Annotated in this window: 15 protein-coding genes; 4 read left to right on the top strand and 11 right to left on the bottom strand. The window is 50.3% G+C overall.

Annotated elements, in window-relative coordinates:
• Window positions 1–2 precede the first annotated feature (2 nt).
• Window positions 3–1,511, bottom strand: a complete 1,509-nt coding sequence (locus V5G20_RS13250; RefSeq protein ID WP_024984171.1) for a CoA-acylating methylmalonate-semialdehyde dehydrogenase — start codon at window positions 1,509–1,511, stop codon at window positions 3–5.
• Between the two features lie 131 nt (window positions 1,512–1,642).
• Between V5G20_RS13250 and V5G20_RS13245 the strand changes: the two genes are divergently transcribed.
• Entirely contained in the window at window positions 1,643–3,322 is a 1,680-nt protein-coding gene (locus V5G20_RS13245) for a PucR family transcriptional regulator (protein WP_024984170.1), read from the top strand.
• A 42-nt stretch (window positions 3,323–3,364) separates the two neighbouring features.
• On the opposite strand, the gene V5G20_RS13240 is transcribed toward V5G20_RS13245, so the two are convergent.
• The 8 genes from V5G20_RS13240 to V5G20_RS13205 form a co-directional block, all read right to left on the bottom strand.
• Window positions 3,365–5,608 carry a S8 family serine peptidase gene (locus V5G20_RS13240; RefSeq protein WP_338460863.1) on the bottom strand — a complete coding sequence of 748 codons (2,244 nt, stop codon included), beginning with the start codon at window positions 5,606–5,608 and terminating at the stop codon, window positions 3,365–3,367.
• A 188-nt stretch (window positions 5,609–5,796) separates the two neighbouring features.
• Entirely contained in the window at window positions 5,797–6,762 is a 966-nt protein-coding gene (locus V5G20_RS13235; RefSeq protein WP_003385652.1) for an ABC transporter ATP-binding protein, read from the bottom strand.
• On the bottom strand, window positions 6,759–7,742 hold the full coding sequence (locus V5G20_RS13230) for an ABC transporter ATP-binding protein (protein ID WP_024984168.1): 984 nt from the start codon (window positions 7,740–7,742) through the stop codon (window positions 6,759–6,761). The genes V5G20_RS13235 and V5G20_RS13230 overlap by 4 nt, the downstream gene beginning before the upstream one ends.
• A gap of 12 nt (window positions 7,743–7,754) precedes the next feature.
• The gene (gene opp4C / locus V5G20_RS13225; RefSeq protein WP_003385654.1) at window positions 7,755–8,678 is read right to left on the bottom strand and encodes an oligopeptide ABC transporter permease; all 924 of its coding nucleotides are present in this window, start codon (window positions 8,676–8,678) and stop codon (window positions 7,755–7,757) included.
• An 11-nt stretch (window positions 8,679–8,689) separates the two neighbouring features.
• Window positions 8,690–9,655, bottom strand: a complete 966-nt coding sequence (locus V5G20_RS13220) for an ABC transporter permease (RefSeq protein ID WP_003385656.1) — start codon at window positions 9,653–9,655, stop codon at window positions 8,690–8,692.
• Between the two features lie 80 nt (window positions 9,656–9,735).
• The gene (locus tag V5G20_RS13215; protein ID WP_003385657.1) at window positions 9,736–11,496 is read right to left on the bottom strand and encodes an ABC transporter substrate-binding protein; all 1,761 of its coding nucleotides are present in this window, start codon (window positions 11,494–11,496) and stop codon (window positions 9,736–9,738) included.
• Window positions 11,497–11,657: 161 nt separating this feature from the next.
• Window positions 11,658–14,057, bottom strand: a complete 2,400-nt coding sequence (locus V5G20_RS13210) for an AAA family ATPase (RefSeq protein ID WP_024984167.1) — start codon at window positions 14,055–14,057, stop codon at window positions 11,658–11,660.
• 196 nt (window positions 14,058–14,253) lie between these two features.
• Window positions 14,254–14,457, bottom strand: a complete 204-nt coding sequence (locus tag V5G20_RS13205) for a hypothetical protein (protein WP_003385659.1) — start codon at window positions 14,455–14,457, stop codon at window positions 14,254–14,256.
• A gap of 197 nt (window positions 14,458–14,654) precedes the next feature.
• Between V5G20_RS13205 and V5G20_RS13200 the strand changes: the two genes are divergently transcribed.
• A complete protein-coding gene (locus V5G20_RS13200) occupies window positions 14,655–14,915 on the top strand; it encodes a hypothetical protein (RefSeq protein WP_171506740.1) in 261 nt (86 codons plus the stop codon).
• Window positions 14,916–15,124: 209 nt separating this feature from the next.
• On the opposite strand, the gene V5G20_RS13195 is transcribed toward V5G20_RS13200, so the two are convergent.
• On the bottom strand, window positions 15,125–16,054 hold the full coding sequence (locus V5G20_RS13195; protein WP_283858068.1) for an IS3 family transposase: 930 nt from the start codon (window positions 16,052–16,054) through the stop codon (window positions 15,125–15,127).
• Window positions 16,045–16,377, bottom strand: a complete 333-nt coding sequence (locus tag V5G20_RS13190) for a transposase (protein WP_025848869.1) — start codon at window positions 16,375–16,377, stop codon at window positions 16,045–16,047. Before V5G20_RS13190 ends, V5G20_RS13195 begins: the two co-directional genes overlap by 10 nt.
• 1,490 nt (window positions 16,378–17,867) lie before the next feature.
• Between V5G20_RS13190 and V5G20_RS13185 the strand changes: the two genes are divergently transcribed.
• Window positions 17,868–18,086: a hypothetical protein gene (locus V5G20_RS13185; RefSeq protein ID WP_003385662.1), complete on the top strand. Its 219-nt coding sequence runs from the start codon at window positions 17,868–17,870 to the stop codon at window positions 18,084–18,086.
• 280 nt (window positions 18,087–18,366) lie between these two features.
• Entirely contained in the window at window positions 18,367–18,537 is a 171-nt protein-coding gene (locus V5G20_RS13180; RefSeq protein WP_161785217.1) for a hypothetical protein, read from the top strand.
• Window positions 18,538–18,635: the final 98 nt, after the last annotated feature.

Raw genomic sequence — 18,635 nt, 5'->3', positions numbered from 1 at the left:
CGTTATTTCACGAATACTTTTTGGGAACCGATACTGGTATCGCCGTCGTCAAACCAGCGCGACGTAATCGTCTTTTTCTTCGTGAAAAAGTCGACGCCGTCTTTGCCGTTGGCATGCAGGTCTCCGTAAAACGAGTTCTTCCATCCGGTGAAGGCGAAGAAGCCCATTGGCGCAGGGACGCCTACGTTGACCCCGACCATGCCGGCTTCCACGCGCTGTACAAACTCCCGTCCCCACTTGCCGTTTTCTGTGTAAATGGTGGCTCCGTTTCCAAAGCGGGATTTGCTGATCGTTTCAAGTCCTTCCTCGAAATTCTTGACCCGCATGACGCTTAGCACAGGCGCAAAAATCTCGTCTCGGACGATCACCATCTCGGCATCCGCCTTGTCAAAAATCGTAGGCCCGAGGAAATAGCCCTCCGGGTTTGCTTTCGCATCCTCCCGTCCATCCCGAACGAGCTCGGCGCCTGCGGAAAGTCCCTGCTCGATGAAACCGTGCACTTTTTCCAAATGCGAAGCGCGAATGACCGGTCCCAGGTCAACTCCCGGCTCTAGCCCATTCCCCATTTTCAAGGCGTTGGACTCTTCGATCAGATGGCGGATCAGCTCGTCTGCGATCTCCTCTACTGCCACGACCGCGCTCGCCGCCATACAGCGCTCGCCTGCACAGCCAAAGGCGGAGCTGACGATGGTTTTGGCTGCTCGCTGCAGATTCGTGTCCGGCATGACGAGGTGGTGGTTTTTGGCCCCGGCCAACGCCTGGACGCGTTTTCCATGCGCTGCGGCTGTCTTGTAGACGTACTCGGCGACTGGCTGCGAACCGACGAAGGAGATCGCTTTCACATCCGGGTGCTCCAATAGCCCGTTCACCACATCGTGAGCGCCGTTGACGACGTTGAATACGCCATCGGGCAATCCCGCTTCCTTTAACAGCTCGGCGATCCGAATGCAGGACAGCGGCGTGCGCTCGGACGGCTTCAAGACAAATGTATTGCCTGCCGTAATCGCGATCGGGTACATCCACATCGGCACCATCAGGGGGAAATTGAACGGCGTAATTCCGCCAACGACGCCAAGCGGAAACCGAATTACCTGGCAGTCGATGTTCCTGGCGATATTCGGGAGCGTCTCACCCATGAGCAGCGTCGGCATTCCTGCCGCAAACTCCACCATTTCAATGCCGCGGAGCAATTCCGCGTGTGCCTCAGGCAGGTTTTTCCCGTTCTCCAGCGTAATCATTTGCGCCAGCTCATCCTGGTGCTCCCAGAGCAGGTTTTGGAAGCGGAACATGATCCGGGCACGATCTACCGCAGGGGTCTGACTCCAGGCCGGAAAGGCAGCCTTGGCCGCTTGCACAGCCTTGTCCACGTCATCCTTCGTCGAGAGTGGTACGCGCGACAGCACTTCGCCTGTTGCCGGGTTGGGGATATCCTCATAGCGCTCCGTTTGGGACTCCACCCATTCTCCGGCGATGTAGTTTTTCAAAGTAGGACCAACTGTTGTTGTACTCATCCTTTCAACTCCTTTGCGCACATGCATGATTGATAATTCTATCTTATCTGAACATTCAACGCGCCATCACTAGACAAACTGACAGGAGTTCGGTAGTATTCATGTTACAGACTGTCTATAGGAGGAGAAGAATGACCAATGAATGGCGCCTGACCGTGGCAGATGTCGTCAAACGTCCTTTGTTTCAGCACGCGGAAGTGGTCGCAGGCAGTCGGGGCTTGTCCCGCTCGGTGCGATGGGTGCATGTATTGGAAGCGGCTCACACTGTTCAATACCTGAACGGCGATGAGCTGATCCTTTCGACCGGACTCGGATTTGGCGAGGCAAAAGAAAAGCGGCTGGCTTATCTCTCCGAGCTCATTTCACGGAAGGCGGTCGGGTTATGTATCGAGCTTGGCGACTACATCCCGCAAGTGCCACAGGACATGCTTGAGCTCGCTGACCATCATGACTTTCCACTGATTGTCTTTCATAAGCCTGTTCGCTTCGTTGACATTACACTGGATCTGCACGAGCATTTGATCAACCGTCAAATGCAGGCGCTTCGCAACCTGGAGACGTATTCCCGCAGCTTGCAGCAGCTCAGTCTGCAGACACAGGGAATTCCGAAACTCTTGCAGCATTTTCAGGCAAGTGTACACACACAGGTGTTTTTTTTCCCCTTGGATGGAAATCCTCTCTACGTCCCTCCCCTGCCGCAGGTTGTTCAATCGGAGCTGTCCGGTTTGATGCGTACGGCCCTGCCGCAAGGGGACGATTCCGTCTCGAGCAGCGGGATCATCGCGCTCTCGGACAAAAAGAAGCTGGTCTACCAGCCCATTATCGTCATGGGACATCTGCTCGCTTATGTCGGCTTGATTCTGTATGATCGGGAAGCCGACGAATACCTGCTATTGACGCTCGATTACACCGTTAGCTCGATGGCCCAAATTCTGATGCGAAAAATGTTTGCCAAAGAGCAGATGCTCGCAGCAGAGAATCGGCTGTTCGACGATCTGATCGCCAACAGACCTTTGCCGGAGGAACAAATACGCTCTCTCCTCGGTTTGTCCGGCAAGAACAAAACACCGGCCTACTATACGCTCTTATTGTCTCTCCATCGGAGCACGGAGGACCTTTCCTCGCCACTCGCACCGCATGAGCTTACCGGCGTATTCCGTTCTTTGCTGACGAGGCTCGGCTTTCGTCCCTTCATCCGCTGCAAAGGAAACCGCTTTTACCTTCTCCTGATCGCACCAACCAATCAAACGGATATTCGCCGAACTCTGGACAAGGCCATGTCCGAGATGAAACGGATGTGCCGCCAGGCCATGGGACCGGATACCGAGGTCCTGTTTGGTGTAAGCCGGCCTGGCGAGAGGCTTTCAGAGGCGGGCCGGCACCTGGCAGAATCCGAGCAGGCCCTGATCTTCCAGCAAGACGCCCACAGCCCCTATTTTGCCGAGCTGGGCTTGTTCCGTCTGCTGTTTCATGTCCCCCAGGAGCCCGTGCTCACGCATTTTATCGATGATTACCTGGGGCCGCTCCTGCGATACGATGCGGAGAACGGGACCCAACTGGCCCAGACATTGCGTGTCTACCTGGATCACAACTTGTCCAAGCAGGAAACGGCTGATCATTTATTCATCCACCGCCAGACCTTGTACCACCGGCTGGAAAAAATCCAGGAGCATCTCCCGGTAGACTTTACGCACCCCAATGAACGGCTCTGTCTGGAAATAGCCTTGCGGGCTCACGAGTGGAAGCACGGGTTGAAATACCACACGCCCCCGAACAAGGCTCAAGACAAAACGGCGCGTCCGCCACGTTAGCGTGATGGGCTGCGCCGTTTCCATCCGTATGATCATTCCGGTTTATTCAGGATAGCTCATCGAGAGTTTATAGGATACCTTCGGGCCGTCTTCAAGCTCCAGTCGTATTTTGTATCGCCCCTTCTCCGGGAGCGGCAGAACAAGGCTTTTCCTCTTTTTTATCTCCTTGATTGCCAGTATATCGCCTTGGGAGTCATACAACGTCAAGCTTAACGACGCATGATTGTTCCAGTCAACATATACTCTCAACCGGCCTTCGCTCTTGGCCCGAAATGAGTAATCGGCATACCTGTCCGACCTTTTGTCATCATGCAGCTTCCCTTGCTCGATATGCTGTCCGCCGCCTTTTTCCTTGATTTTGCCCGTTGTGGCGAGCGCAAATGGCTGTGGACCTTTTGGGACATTGAAGCCTTTTACGCTCACCGTGTACAAGCCTTTTTCCGGTCGGGAAATCCATACTTGTTCCACATTGTTCAAATTGTCCACTTCATCGTCATACGGGTAACGGAAAAAGTCGTTTCCGTTGAACTTCTCTCCGCTGGGAGCGGTTACAGTCAGATCAAGGTTGTTCACCAAGGTTCTTTTCGCTGCCAGAGAAGCCGGATAGTCTGTCCAAGCCAATGTGATGGCAAGCGGCTTGGAGCGTTCGTACACCTCGACGGCAAACGTCGCCTCTTCTCCTGTCACCAGACCATCTGTTTCATCTACGAAATCTGTCTCGATCGCCTGCAGGAGGTTGGCCCGCCCGAATCCCTGAAGGCGCATGTCCTCATCGAGATCATCGGCTCCGCTGATCAGCATCGCTTTGATCAGGGCGGCACTCGGTTCATCCAGTTCTTTTTCTTCGAGCAAAAACTGGCGAAGCTGGGCCGCTCCTCCGGCCAGAATTGGTGCGGCCATGCTTGTCCCGCTGTTGTATGCATAGTATTGGTCGAAGAGCTCTTCAAACTCCTCTTCAGGAGCGACCGATGAGCGAGCGGAAAGAATATAGCTCCCGGGTGCGACAATATCGGGCTTCAGCCTTCCATCCTTCGTCGTTCCGCGGCTGCTGAATCCCGCTACAGTATCCGGATCATCCGCCTCATCCCCGCCTACATCCGGTCGGTCGTTCTCGGTAGCCCCTACGGCGATGACATTTTTGGCTGTGGCCGGGCTGCCGATCGTCTTGTAGCCATACTCTCCCTGATTGCCCGCAGCTACCAGGGCAGTCATATCCTTGTGTTCCCAGAGAAACTGGTCAAACAAGAAGGAATCGAGTCCGTAATCGCCGTTATCGTCAGTCCCCCATGAATCCGAGTGAATACGTGCGCCGTCCTCGTAGGCTTCCCCGAGAATGTCCTCGACCTCTCCTTTCAAATACCCCTTTTCCGTCAGCATCGAATGGAAAACCAGCTCCGCCTCCGGCGCCATTCCCTGATACTGTCCATCAGAAGCCTCTCCGCTGCCAAGTGCCGATCCGGCTACATGCGTTCCGTGTCCATCCAGATCACTCGCGTCGCCTTTGCGGCCAATTGCATACAAGCTTTTGATCCTCCCCGTAAAATCGGGATGGAGATCGTCTGGATCGCCTGTATCCAAACCACTGTCGGCGATGCCAATAATCTGTCCTTTCCCGGTAAAGCCGGCAGATTCCAGCTTGTTTGCCTTGATGATTTTTGCAGCCCGATCATTATGCAGTTTTCGCTCCGGCATAGGAATCACGGCAATGACATCTTCTGACTGGATGACCTCCTCCAATCCTTCTCCGCTCATGCGTGCAAGCGAGATGTGCCTCGCATTCTGCAGCGAGTCCACATCACCGATGCTTTCTTCACTCGCCGCCCGATACAGGGTGCGGTTCATGTCCACTTGCTGATCAAAGCCGATCACAGCTACTTCTACCTCATCGGTTGTTCCCAATGACTTGCGAAGAGTCGGCGCTACCTTGTTAACCGGATAAAAAGGAACGACCCTTTTGACAAAAGAGAGCCGTTTCAATTTTTTCTCATCGCCCTGTTCTGATAATTTGGCTATAAAGGAATAGTCAGGCAAATAGTCGCCCAGCTCTATACCGATATCCTCTATTTCTTCTTTCCATTCTTCTTCGATGGGCCCCTCGAATTGAATGACGACCAGGTCTGTTTCTCCTCCCGCTTTGGATCGGGAATCCAGAGAAAAGCCTTCCCGCGCTTCAATCTCCAGATCTCCCCTGCGCTCACCTTGTTGCTTGGCTCCTGTCGGCAGCCCGCCGACCATGAGCGACAGAACAAGTACCCCAATCAGTGCCGCATGCCTTTTTCCCCGCAATGAAATGCCCCCTTCTCCCGTCTGATTTTTGAATAACAACATTATACGAAAAGGGTAATAATTGTAAAAGTGTCCCAAGCTTCAGACGGACAAAAAAGCGCAGCAATCCCTGCTGGATCGTGCGCTTCCTGCTTTCTTTTCACCGTGGGCGTTGAGAAAGACTCAAAAAGACTGCGAGTCTCGCTCGGTTATACCAAATGACATGCCACATGATGCTCCGGGCCGACTTCGCGGTAAACCGGCACTTCCGTCCTGCACCTATCCGCAGCAACCGGACAACGGGTATGAAACTTGCAGCCTTGTGGAGGATTAGCCGGGCTTGGAATATCTCCTTTTAGAAAGATTCGCTCTCTCGTTATCGTAGGGTCTGGAATCGGTACAGCCGACAGCAGCGCTTTGGTATAGGGGTGGAGAGGATTTTTGAACAGCTCGTCGCGAGGCGCCATCTCCACTATCGAGCCCAGATACATGACGGCCACCGATGAGCAGATGTGCTCTACCACGCTTAAATCGTGAGAAATAAACAGGTAGGTCAGGTTTTGCTGCTGCTGCAAATCAGAGAGCAAATTAATGATTTGCGCTTGAATCGACACGTCGAGAGCAGAAACCGGCTCGTCCAGCACAATAAAGTCCGGCTGCAGGATGAGCGCTCTGGCAATCCCGATCCGTTGTCTTTGCCCGCCGGAAAATTCATGCGGGTAGCGGTCGTAGTGGTACGGTGCCAAGCCGCAAATATTCAGCACCTCCAACACCTTCTCGCGAATTTCTGCCTTCGAGCACAGCCCGTGATCGACGACAGCCTCGCCGATCGCCTCCCCGACTTTCACCCGTGGATTTAACGAGCTGAACGGGTCTTGGAACACATATTGCATTTTGGGTCGCAACTTGCGCAGCTCTTTAGGGGGCAGCTGATGGATATCCCGACCATTATACAGGACATGGCCCTCGGTCTTGTCGTACAGCCTGATAATCGTCCGGCCGGCTGTGCTTTTTCCGCAACCGGACTCACCGACAAGCCCCAAGGTTTCTCCTCTTTTCATGGTAAAACTGATCTGGTCAACCGCTTTTACGTGCCCGATCGTCCGCTGAAACACTCCGGAGCGAATCGGGAAATACTTTTTCAAGTCTTTCACTTCCAGGATGACATCGCTCATTTCGCTCCCTCACCTTCGTACAGCCAGCAAGCCACTTTGCTGTCAGCCCCATCCTTCTGTAAGGCAGGCTGACTTGCACGGCAAATGTCCATCGCATGTTCGCAGCGGTCGCTGTAGTGGCAATTTTCACCCAGACCGATCGGATTGGGGACCTGGCCCGGGATCGTGAACAAGCGCTCTTTTCTTTGTCCGATTACCGGTTTGGCGAGCAACAAGCCTTTTGTATAAGGATGACGCGGATTCTTGAAAATCTCCTTTACCGGCCCTTCCTCGATGACCTTGCCCGCGTACATCACAACCACGTAATCGGCCATTTCCGCAACAACTCCAAGATCGTGGGTGATGAGCATGAGCGACATGTTCCGGTCCTTTTTCAATTGCCGGAGCAAATCGAGAATTTGCGCCTGGATCGTGACGTCCAAGGCTGTCGTCGGCTCGTCGGCAATCAGCAGCTTCGGATCGCAGCTAAGAGAGATTGCGATCATGATGCGCTGCCTCATCCCCCCGCTCAGTTCATGCGGATAGCTGTCAATAATCTGGTCGGCACGGGGAATTCCCACCTGTTCGATGAGCTGGATCGCTTTTTTCCGGGCCTCGCTTTTGGATAGAAGCGTATGCTCGATCAGCGGTTCCATGATCTGGTCCCCTACTGTCAGAACCGGATTCAGCGACGTCATCGGCTCCTGAAAAATCATGGCGATCTCATTGCCGCGGATCATTCTCATTTCGCTTTCCTTGATCTTCAGGAGGTCCCGGCCTTCAAACAAGATTTCTCCGCCCACGATCTTCCCTGGAGGGGAAGCGATCAACCGCATCAATGACATGGCGGTGATGCTTTTTCCGCACCCGGATTCACCGACGATGCAAACCGTCTCTCCAGCTCGGATGGAAAAGCTGACGTCATTCACAGCTTGTACGACACCGGCTTCTGTGTAGAAATACGTTTTCAAATTGCGAAATTCAACAAGTGTACTCGACATATGCAGCTTCTCCTACCTTTTCTGTTTGGGATCAAAGGCGTCCCTCAATCCGTCACCGATGAAGTTGATCGAAACGACGGTAAGCAATATGCACACCCCAGGCGGAACCCAGAGCCAGGGCCTGTTCTGGAAGTCAATCATATTGTTTGCTGCCGAGATCATCTGTCCCCAGGACGGGGTAGGCGGTACTACGCCAAGACCGAGAAAGCTAAGCGTAGATTCGAGAAGGATCGAGTTTGCTACACCCAGCGTCGCCGCAACGATGATGATGGGTACCGTATTGGGCAGCAAATGCCTGAAAATTTTCCGTCTGTCCCTCAGCCCGAGCACTTCGTTGGCCAGCATGAATTCCTGCTCCTTCAAGCTGAGTACCTGGCTTCTGACGAGACGCGAAAGACTCATCCAGGCGATCATTCCGACGATGAACATGACCAGATAAATCCGCTTGTCCGGCGGAAACTTCAAATCAGACAGAATAGCGCCAAGCGCCACGAGGATGGGCAGCGTGGGAATCGCATAAAGAATGTCTGCCAGGCGCATGATCACCGAATCGACAAAACGGCCGTAATAGCCCGCAATGGCTCCCAGCGTCCCGCCGACCAAGACGATGATCGAAGCGGCGACGATCCCCACCAGCAAGGATACTCTTCCAGCTTCCATTGTCCTCAAAAGCACATCCCGGCCGAGCTTGTCCGTCCCGAGCCAATGAGTTTCGTTCGGCGGAAGATTGGCGTTTCTGACCGAAATCTTCGCGTCCAGATGAGAAGAAAAATAGGGACCGATAAACGAAAACAGAAACATCAGCGTAAGGACAATCATCCCGGCCAAAGCCATCTTGTTTTTGAACAGACGGCGGAAGGCACTGCGCCACGGGGAATCGGGTTTGATCTTTTTGGCTTTGAGTTCGACTTGGACGTCAGCAATATTGTGGCTCATCTCTATCCCCCCTACCTGTTCCGGACCCGCGGGTCTGCTACGCCGTACATCAGATCAGCCAGGATATTGGCAACGATCGTCAGTACAACCAGCAGCATCGTAAAGCCCATCAAGAGCGGGTAATCCCTTTGGAAGATTCCGTCCAGCACAACCCGGCCGATGCCTGGCCAGTTAAAGATGCGTTCGGTAATGATCGCCCCGGAAAATAAACCGGGAATTTCGAGGGCAAACAGGGTAATCAAAGGCAGCAATGCATTTCGCAGCGCGTGTTTGAAAATGACGACGCGCTCCTTCAATCCCTTGGCTCGGGCTGTACGAACGTAATCCTGCCTGATGACTTCCAGCATATTGGTCCGAAAGTATCTGGTCAGCGAGCCGATATTCAGCAAGGTCAAAACAATGACCGGCAATGCCAGATGTTTCATCACGTCCCAAAAATCGGCCCAGCCGGTAAGGGTGCTCCCTGTCGACCGCATGCCGCCCAGCGGGAATATCTGATAATCGACGGCGAAGAACTTCAGCATAAGCAATCCCAAAAAGAAGGATGGAAAAGACATCGCCATAAAAACAATCAGCGTGACTGCAGAATCGTAAATCGAATATTGTCTCAGCGCGGCCATAATGCCGACGATGGATGCAATGATCCATTGCAGCACCAGAACGATGATGGCAATCAGAAAGGAATTCCACATAAATGTGTTTATCACGCTCGTCACGGGCTGGCGATGCAGGACAGATTCGCCAAAATTTCCCGTGAGCAGATTGCCCATCCAGGTGAGATACTGCTTGTAGAGAGGTTGGTCAAGCCCGTGCAGGGCGCGTATCTCATCGAGCCGCTCCTGGGTCATATTGGCGTCAGCCGACATCTGGGTGACAAAGTCGCCAGGTGCCAAGGTAAAGACGAGAAAGACGAGAATAGAGGCGCCGATCAGGGTCGGGATGCTTTGGATAAGTCTGCGGATAAGGAGCTGCTTCATGATTTCCTCCCCTCTTATGCAAGCAATATGCTCAGCATAGCGCCGAGCATATTGCGAATTGGTGAAATTATCAAAAATTTTTAGTTAATTTGAACTTCGTTTAGTGACTCTGAGAAGTATTTATAAGGAGAAATCACAAAGCCGGAAAGTCTGGAGCTGATCGTATTCAAATTGTAGCGTTGGTACATAAAGAGCACCGGAATATCGTCATTGATGATCTCGTATGCTTCCTGGTAAATCGCTTTGCGCTTGGCCTGGTCAAATTCTTTCAGACCAGCCTCAAGCAGTTCATCCACTTTGGGGTTGGAGTAGGCGTCTTTATTCGATCCGCCTTTGGAGTGGAACAAGCCGTACGGATCAGGGTCTGTGGAAAGTCCAACGGCCAGGAACGCCATTTCGTGCTCTCCCTTGTTGCGTTTGTCGATGACAGCGTTGAATTCCAGTTGTTCGGCGATAAATTCAATCCCCAGTTCCTTGTAGTTCTCTACCGCAATCGGAATCAGGGCATCATTCACTTCATTTGGAGTCGATGCGGAGAACTGGATCGTGAACTTTTGGCCGTCCTTGTAACGGTAGCCGTCGCTCTCCAGCTTCCAGCCTGCCTCATCGAGGAGCTGTTTCGCTTTTTCCGGATCGTAGCTGTACTTCGTCAGCTTGGACTCGTCCGGATAACCCCACGAAAGCTTGGATTGCGGCACGTCAATGACTTCTGCATACCCTTGCGAATACGCGTACACCACTTCTTCGCGGTTCAATCCGTACATCAGTGCTTGTCTGACGCGTTTGTCCTGGAACTTCGGCAGCTTGTGATTGATCGCAATATAGCCATATCCATTGTTCAGGAGCATGTCAAGATCGACAAATCCCAGTTCCTTCAATGCTTCAACGTTGTCTGCATTTACGGAAATCGAGGCGTCAAAGTCGGTTGCACCCGTTTTCAGGCTTTGAATCTGCGTTTCCGCCGTCGTTGACTTGAAGATCAGATTTTTGACTTTCGGAGCGCCCTTCCAGTAGTTTTCATTCGCTACGAGACGGACTTCCTGTCCAGGGATAAACTCCTTCAGAATATATGGCCCGCTGCCCATAGGCTTCTGATGCAAGCTCTTGATATACTCCAGATTTCCTTTGGCGAAATCTTTTCCGTAATAGTGCTTGGGCAGGACAAAAATCTCAGTGCCGAGCAACAGCAAAGTCGTTGCGTTTGCTTCTTCCACCTGAACTTGAATCGTCTGTGGATCAATTACTTTTACGCCCTCGAGGCTGGTTGCGTTTCCATTTTTGTATGCGTCTTCGCCTTTGATTTTGGCCTTTGACAGGTTCGACCTGCCGTCGTATTTGGGGTCCAACAGGACGTGATAGGCGAACGCGACATCCTCTGCCGTTACGGGCTTGCCGTCGGAGAATTTTGCTCGTTTGTCGATATGGAACGTATATGTCAATCCGTCGTCGGAAATCTCCCATTTTTCCGCAAGTCCCGGAATCACAGTGGCATCTTTTGCTACCGACAGCAATCGTTCGGTTACTGCTTCAATCACATACCGGTCATAGACTGTGTTGTAAAACCAGTAGTTGAAAATGCCTTGAGGGTCTGTGATGCCGAGCACCATCGTATCTGTGCGCTGCTTCGCAGAATCCGGCACTTTCGAAGGATCTGTCGCCTTGATATAGCCCAGCTCTTTCTTTTCACCGGCTTTCGTTTGCTCTTGCTGGTTTTGCTCTGATTGGTTCGGTTGCTGCTGATTTTGTTCCGTCGGCTGTGCTGCAGGCTGGGTGCAAGCGGACAGAAGCAGTGCCCCGGTAAGCAGGGAGCACAAGAATAGAGAAAAAGACCTTTTCTTCACTTAATTTCCCCCTTTTTGAATTTTCTCATAACATTTCCATTATAAGCTATAATCTGGAAATCAGAAAGGATATTCTTGTTGATAAAAATATGTCTTGTAGAAATGTGTCCTTTGGGGCTAAAAATATAAAAAAAAGAGAGACGAAAGTCCCTCGCAATGAATCACTCTATGTTTTCGTTTGCATCCCCTGTCGCTAAAAACAACGGGGCAAAGTCTTCCCATTCCAGCATGCTCAGCGTATCGCGTGTCCATTCCGCTGCCTGCTTGCTCGTTAATCTTACCGCTTGATTTTGCATCGCTTCCTGAACGAGATTTTGGACGAGCCTGCCGTTCCCGTGCAGCTGATGGCTTGCGGCTGCCCGCTCCAAATAAGTCCGGATCGTTTCCACCGTTTTGTCGTGAACCAGATAGCCCCTTTGATATACCGCCAGCCGGAGCATTTGCACCAATTCATCCGTAGTGTAATCCGGGAACGGAATGTACTTTTTGAAACGCGAGTAAAGTCCCGGGTTGCTTGCCATAAATCGCTGCATTTCCAGAGGATAGCCTGCGAGAATGACCACCAGATTTTCTTGGTGTCTGGTCATTTCCTCCACTAACGTATGGATCGCTTCATGGCCAAAATCCGTTTCGCTTCCTTCGGCCAAAGCGTAAGCCTCATCGATAAACAGGACACCGCCCAACGCTTCGCGGACCTTCCTCCTGGTCAATGCCGCCGTCTGGCCTACATATCCGGCAACCAGATCAGCCCTGCCAACTGTAACCAGATGTCCGCGTTTCAAGTAGCCGATTTCTTTCAACCTTTCGGCATACAAGGCCGCAACCGTCGTTTTTCCGGTTCCCGGGTTCCCCGTGAATACCGCGTGGAGTTCAATAGGCAAGGCAGGCAGCCCGATCGCACTGCGCTTGCGCTGAACGTCCACAAACGATGAAATCTTCAACAGCTCCGCCTTTACTTGCTCCAAGCCGATCAAATTGGACAGCTTTTCCCAGGCACTATCAGACTTCTGCTCGCCCCGCTTGGGCAGAACATCCTCCTGGCTGAGAATGGTAAAATCATGCCAATCCAGCTCTTTTTCGCCATCCACCTCTCGTCCTTTGGCAAAAATGGCGTCCAGAACAATGTTTTGAACCGTACGGGCATTGCCAAAGGTATGGTCTACCTGAGCCTGTTCGATACGCTCCCGGAGAGCAGTGCGAGTTTCTGTTGTCAGCGTAAAATCATTGCGGCTCGCGACTTGCTCGGCAATGAGCAGAAGCTCTTCCGTACTGTAATCGGGAAGAAGAAAATGTCCTGTTTCCGGAAAGCGGCTGCGGAGTCCGGGATTAGCGTACAGAAACTGCCGCATTTCCTCGGGATAGCCGGCCATCATGACGACAAAACGGCCTGCGTACTCGCCGCCGGTCATCGCTGCAACCAGCGTATCGATGGCTGCCTGCCCGTAATCGCTGCCGGAGCTGTCCGGCCGCTTCAGGCTGTAAGCTTCATCAATAAACAAGACGCCGCCCTCCGCCCGTTTTACGGCATCCATCACCTTCTGCTCTGTCTGTCCCACGTATGCCCCCACCAAATGAGAGCGGTCCACCTCGACGACGTCTTCGCGCTCCAGCAAGCCAAGCTCGTGATAAAGTCTGGCGATGAGTCTGGCCAAAGTCGTTTTCCCCGTTCCCGGATTGCCCATGAAAACGAGGTGGAGCGGAATTTGGTCCCGCATATGCCAACCTTTCTCCTCCCGCATTTGGCGATAGCGGAGAAAGTTTGCCAGCGAGCGGACCCGATCCTTGATTTCCTGCAAACCGATCAAAGCTTCCAGCTCTTCCAGCGCAGAAAGTTTCCCTACCGGCTCGTCAGCGGCATCAGCCTCGTTATTTGTATCAAACAGTGCCGCCCTCTTTTCGTTCTGAGCAGCCAATGCCCGTATCGCTTCCTGCAGAGACGCAAGCGATTCACCGGAATAAAACAGCCCGCGCAGGGAAGCAGCGTACTCCTCTGCACGCTCCAGCATTACCTCTAGCAGCCGCTTTCTTTCTGCGTACAAAGCCCCTAGTACGGCCAATCTCTCAGCCGTTTCGCTTTCCCCGACCCGTCTTGCAGCTTCCCCGGCTTCAGCCGCCAGTTTGCGCCACCCGTCCAGCTCCACCAGCTCTGCTCGGCCTGCTTCCTGGAGAATTTCCAAGTTTTTGCGTCGGCTGACAGCGTTATCAGTCTCGCGCACAGATGGATAGCCTTGCTGAAACCGATGTTCTTTCAGTTGCAGCTCGTACAGCCGAAGACGGCATTTCAGAGCCAATTCAAAGGAGGGATCCAGCGAGATCGCTCTGTCCAGCCACTCCGCCGCCAGCGTATGGCCTCCCGGCTTTTTCATACGCTTGGAGGCAAGCAATGTCAGAACGACCGCTTCCGCTTCGCTGGTACGAGCAAATTGACCGTTTTTTCGCAAATCCTCGACCAATTGCAGCGCGGACAGAAGCTCACCCTCTGTCACTTCTTTTGTATCAAGAGGTTGGTCCCGCCACATCCATATTTGTTTCAGACTGTCCGGTACGTTCTGTTGCTGCATCGAAGGTCCTCTCCCATCCGTACAATCAGTTTCACCTCCTGTTGTATCATATTTTGAGCAAAGTGAAAAGAACAGGAACCTTTGGAAGGCTTTATTCCTTGATATTGTCTGCTGAATTGTACTGATACAGGTCGTGGAAACAGAGAAAGACAGCCTGACTCACGAAGAGCGGCTGCCAGTCATTTTTACCTTGACGCTATACATCGATATGACCCAGTTCCACGTCAGCCTGGAAATGGGCTTTTGCCGCTTTAAATACATCCTCCTCGGAATCCGCAGCGATTTTAAACATCGTGATCAGCTTGTCTCCGCTCAGCACCTGAACATTGTACTGGGCGTCTCCGTCATATGTAGCGGCAAACTGGTATTCCCTTCCGTTCACTTCTATACATTGTTCCATTGTCGGCACACCTCCTGCTATAGTGTGTCACGATTCGATTTCCATCATGTCGTTTCCACCTTTATTTGCAACAGGCAAAATATTTCCAAAGGTAGGATTAGTCAACAACGCCACTCACAGTCTTGGAGGGTACCAAAGAAATTTGGTGCTTTATACAGGACTACAATAAGGTAACAACATAGAGTAAGGAGGGTGCTGTGAGGAACTTTACGATATGGTCAATTGTATGTTTGGGAGCCTTCGCCATTTTGTTTTGTTTATTATCAAATGGTATGCTTTCTCCTTCAATGGGCAAATTTTTCTTGGTTTCAGTGATTTTGCTTCCGTTGTTAGGCGTCATTTTTGGAGCTATAAGTGATGGAGGCTTGCTAAAGTGGGTACTCATCTTATTAAACGTATTTGCATTGGGTTCAATTATTTTTCTTCTTTTATTGGGATTTGGCATGGGAGAAGCGTGAAAACGACTTACGAATATCGGTTTAACCCCTTAAAATTTGAGTCTTTCTCCCTTATTCTCGCATTTTCATATGCTTCTTCCCTCCTTCAACCACCTAGGAGTCTAGGAAGGAAAACGCCTAGCGTCAAGGAGATCACTTGACCCCAGACGTTTTCCTTCCTGCTTGTCAGCTAGGTTGAAGTAGGGATCGTTCTGCAATCCTTTGCCATACTACACTTTCACAACAAATGGTGTAATGAGTTGCAAGGCAAAGGCTTTACCAAATTCTACAGGTGATAAATCGTACAAGCTTCCATGAATCCGTCGCTGATTATAAAAGAGCAGATAGTTTGTCACGATTTCATAGGCTTCTTGATAGCTCTGAAATTCATTCCGCTGCAAACATTCTTTCTCCAAAACACTGTGAAATGACTCAATGTGAGCGTTTTTATTGGGTGTCTTTGGAGGAATTCGCTCATGCACCGTTTGGAAATGCTGACAGGCTTCTTCAAAGGCATGGCTAATAAACTGTGGACCGTTATCCGTACGGATAACAGGGCGATCATCACAATTGAATTGCTGCCGTTTCCACAAAGCACGTTGGAGAATCTGAGCAGCATGTTTTCCTTCGCAGGTCAGTCCGAAATGGTAGTCCACGATCGCTCGATCATAGACATCAATGAGACTCATCAGGAAAAAGAAACGCTGTTCTCCTACGATAAATCCGTATTTTACGTCTATCTCCCACAATTGATTCGGAGCGGTAATCTCTCGGTTGTTTGCCAACTTTCGAGGATGTTTCCTTTTCTTTTGTCGTTGTGGTTGCAGGAGTTCTTCTTCTTTCAGCAAGCGGTAAACCTTTTTCTTGTTGATGACCAGTTGGTGGTCTCGCCGTAGGCAGACGGTAAGCTTTCGATATCCATAAGCAGATTCTTCATCGGCAATCAACTCGGATAGCCATTCTTTGATTTGTTCGTCACTGACAGGTTGTCCGTCTTTTGACAACGAATAACCGGGTATAGGTCTTCCTCCGTGATAAACGCGAGGTTTTTGGGAGGCTTTGTTTTTTCGGTAATAGTAGGTTGCTTCCAGGATGCCGACAATACGTAGCACTAGTTTGGCTGTGTACCCCAGCTGTATCCACTTGTCGGCTATTTCCATTTTGTCCGATAAGCTGGGTTCACCTTTTTTACAAGATCACGAAGGATCGCGATTTCCAAGTCCTTTTCTCCCAGTAATTTCTTCAGTTTATCATTCTCCGTTTCCAGTTCCCGAAACTCTCCTGGACTTGGTGTATAGCTTGTTACAGCTTTAGCTTCGGAAGACGTATTCTGCCAATCTGCGTGTTTGGAGTCACGTATCCATCGATACAGCATTTTAGGGTCTATCCCATGCCGTCTGGCTACTTGGCTAGCGTTTCCTACTTCGTGGGCTTCCTGGATCAATTGTTGTTTGAACTCGATTGAATAGCGTCTCCGTTGCATAAAAATATCCCCCTGTTCTTCTGATATCAGCTTAACAAGATAAGGGGGTATGACTCAAATCCAATTTTGGGGCTTAAAAGATATTTGGGTAGCCTTTTGCTATCCTTTTTTATTTTATTCCCTACCCAAGTACAGCCAATGGAACTAAATCCCGCTTCCCTAATATCCCACTGTCATTGCACTGCCCGCAGGCCGTATATCGAAATGATCCTTCATGCCTTGGCTGGATAAGGGATAGCTTTCTGTCCTCAACAGAGGCTACGGAATACCCGATCGTTCATGGAGTGCATAACTATGCTCGGCGCAGATAACAAGCATCATTCAGCACATACGTGACAACTCGTATTTCGCTCCTTCAGTCGATCATGTATATGTATACTAACCAAATGGCATATGTTAATATTTGGATAGATAAAACATTTCAGGGGCGATATAAATGTTGAGACGTATACTGATAGGCTTGGGTGTTTATCTAGCAGGATTTATCGTTGTGGGGTTAACTGTTTCTATTTTTAATGATTCACCTCAGTTTTCTTTCATGCGAGCAATTGTCTTTTCGATTTTGTATCTTTCAGCTGTAATTGCTATCTGTGCTTCATTTGTGTTAGGAAAAACAAACAATAACTAATGTTGTGTTTATAGAGGCTATTCGTCGGTGCAGCCCCCTGTTACCTCAAGTATTCTGCCGTTAATCAGATACAGTGATACTGTCGAAAGAATGCGCATGCTTCAGAGTAAGGGCATCGTCTATACATGGTATAATTTGGTCGAAATGATCTTGAGTTAAAGGATGATTTTATGGATGTTTTTCCACCCTTGTTGGTTAGCTTTATGCTTGCCGTCTTACTATACAGACTCAACAAATACAGGCTTACTCGATATAACCGTGAAAATATCGGGATAGCATTATGTAGCCTGCTTATAAGCTCCTATATTAAGACCAAACTTGTTTTTGTAACCATAACTGTTATTTTCGCAATCTTGTTGGCATCTTTTATTTGGGGACTTGCTAAGGAACTATAGAGATTGTTCGAACAAGCATGTCTGTGACGACATCATTAGGGGCAAACGAATAATGTACGTAAACCGTGTCCTTCATAGCACATGTATGACTTCATTGTAATAAGTCCGCTGAAATATCCTTATACGAATCCTTTTTTGCTACATCAGCAGTTTGAAAAGATTAAAGACTACATCCATAAAGGGGGCAACCATGAAACTTGAATACTTGTTCTTTACCCTTTCTTGCTCTATTTTTTTGTACTGGATCGTCACCAATGCTTTAACAACCTCTGATCCATCTATTACGTATTTCTTATCTTTAATAGCTTCCCAACTCTTGATACGACCTTTATATAGCTTCAAACATGCTAAACCTCATGTACAGAGTCACCATGATGGAAAAGAGTCAATGGAACGTAATTGAGATTCTATTCCCGGCTTTTTTCTGTTCGCTCACTCGTGTACTCTGTACTAGAGGAGTGATTGTGTTGGAAAAATCATTTTACTATCCGGTCCCTTGGGGTGACGTTGCCTTTTTGAAAGAAGCTTTGATTGCCATGGAACTGCCTTTTCGTATTGAACAGCCTTCCGTTCGATTGCAGTTGGCACCTGGTGAAGTGGCGATTGTATTCAGTGATATGCATATGAGAGATTACAACGCTGTTCGGGAGCTGTTTGGAGATCATGGGAAGCGTTATCCACAGTAGGCTGTTACCCTCCGATCCAGGTTGGTCGCTGGCACCACTTTTTTCTCCCTCCATTCCGGCTATCGCGTACGAGAAAAACCCGAGACCTTTCACAAACTAGATCCTCTCTCCCCATATTTTCCGCCGCAGCAGAGTATGGACGATAAAAGAAATCCCACTCAAAATTGTGCTTGCCCGCCCCATAAAGGTTTTCCAGCTTTTCTTGATCGATCGATGCCGCCGTTTGGATACTCCTCCACACACCTGTGCACATTAATGGTATTGAGGAGGTGACCAATTCATGGTAAAACGAGATGAACGAGAAACACCTGCAGCTATGACCATTAATCAAGCATCTGAAGCCATTCAAAGCACTTCTCCAGACGAATCTGCTGCAATTGAACGAGAACAAAATCAAATGTTCTCGGCTCCTGGGGAGCGTGCAGCGGAAAACGAAAACCCAGCCGATTAATAGCTTGCCTTCACCTAAAGGTGGAGGCTTTTTAAACACTCTTTCACTCTTTCTCATGATGCAGCTGGCAGCTCTACTCATAGCTGCCAGCCGTTCCT

It is taken from the genome of Brevibacillus borstelensis, assembly GCF_036700025.1.
Taxonomy (GTDB): Bacteria; Bacillota; Bacilli; order Brevibacillales; family Brevibacillaceae; genus Brevibacillus; species Brevibacillus borstelensis.
Note: the sequence above shows the minus strand (reverse complement) of the source record. Positions and strands in the feature narration are given on the sequence as shown.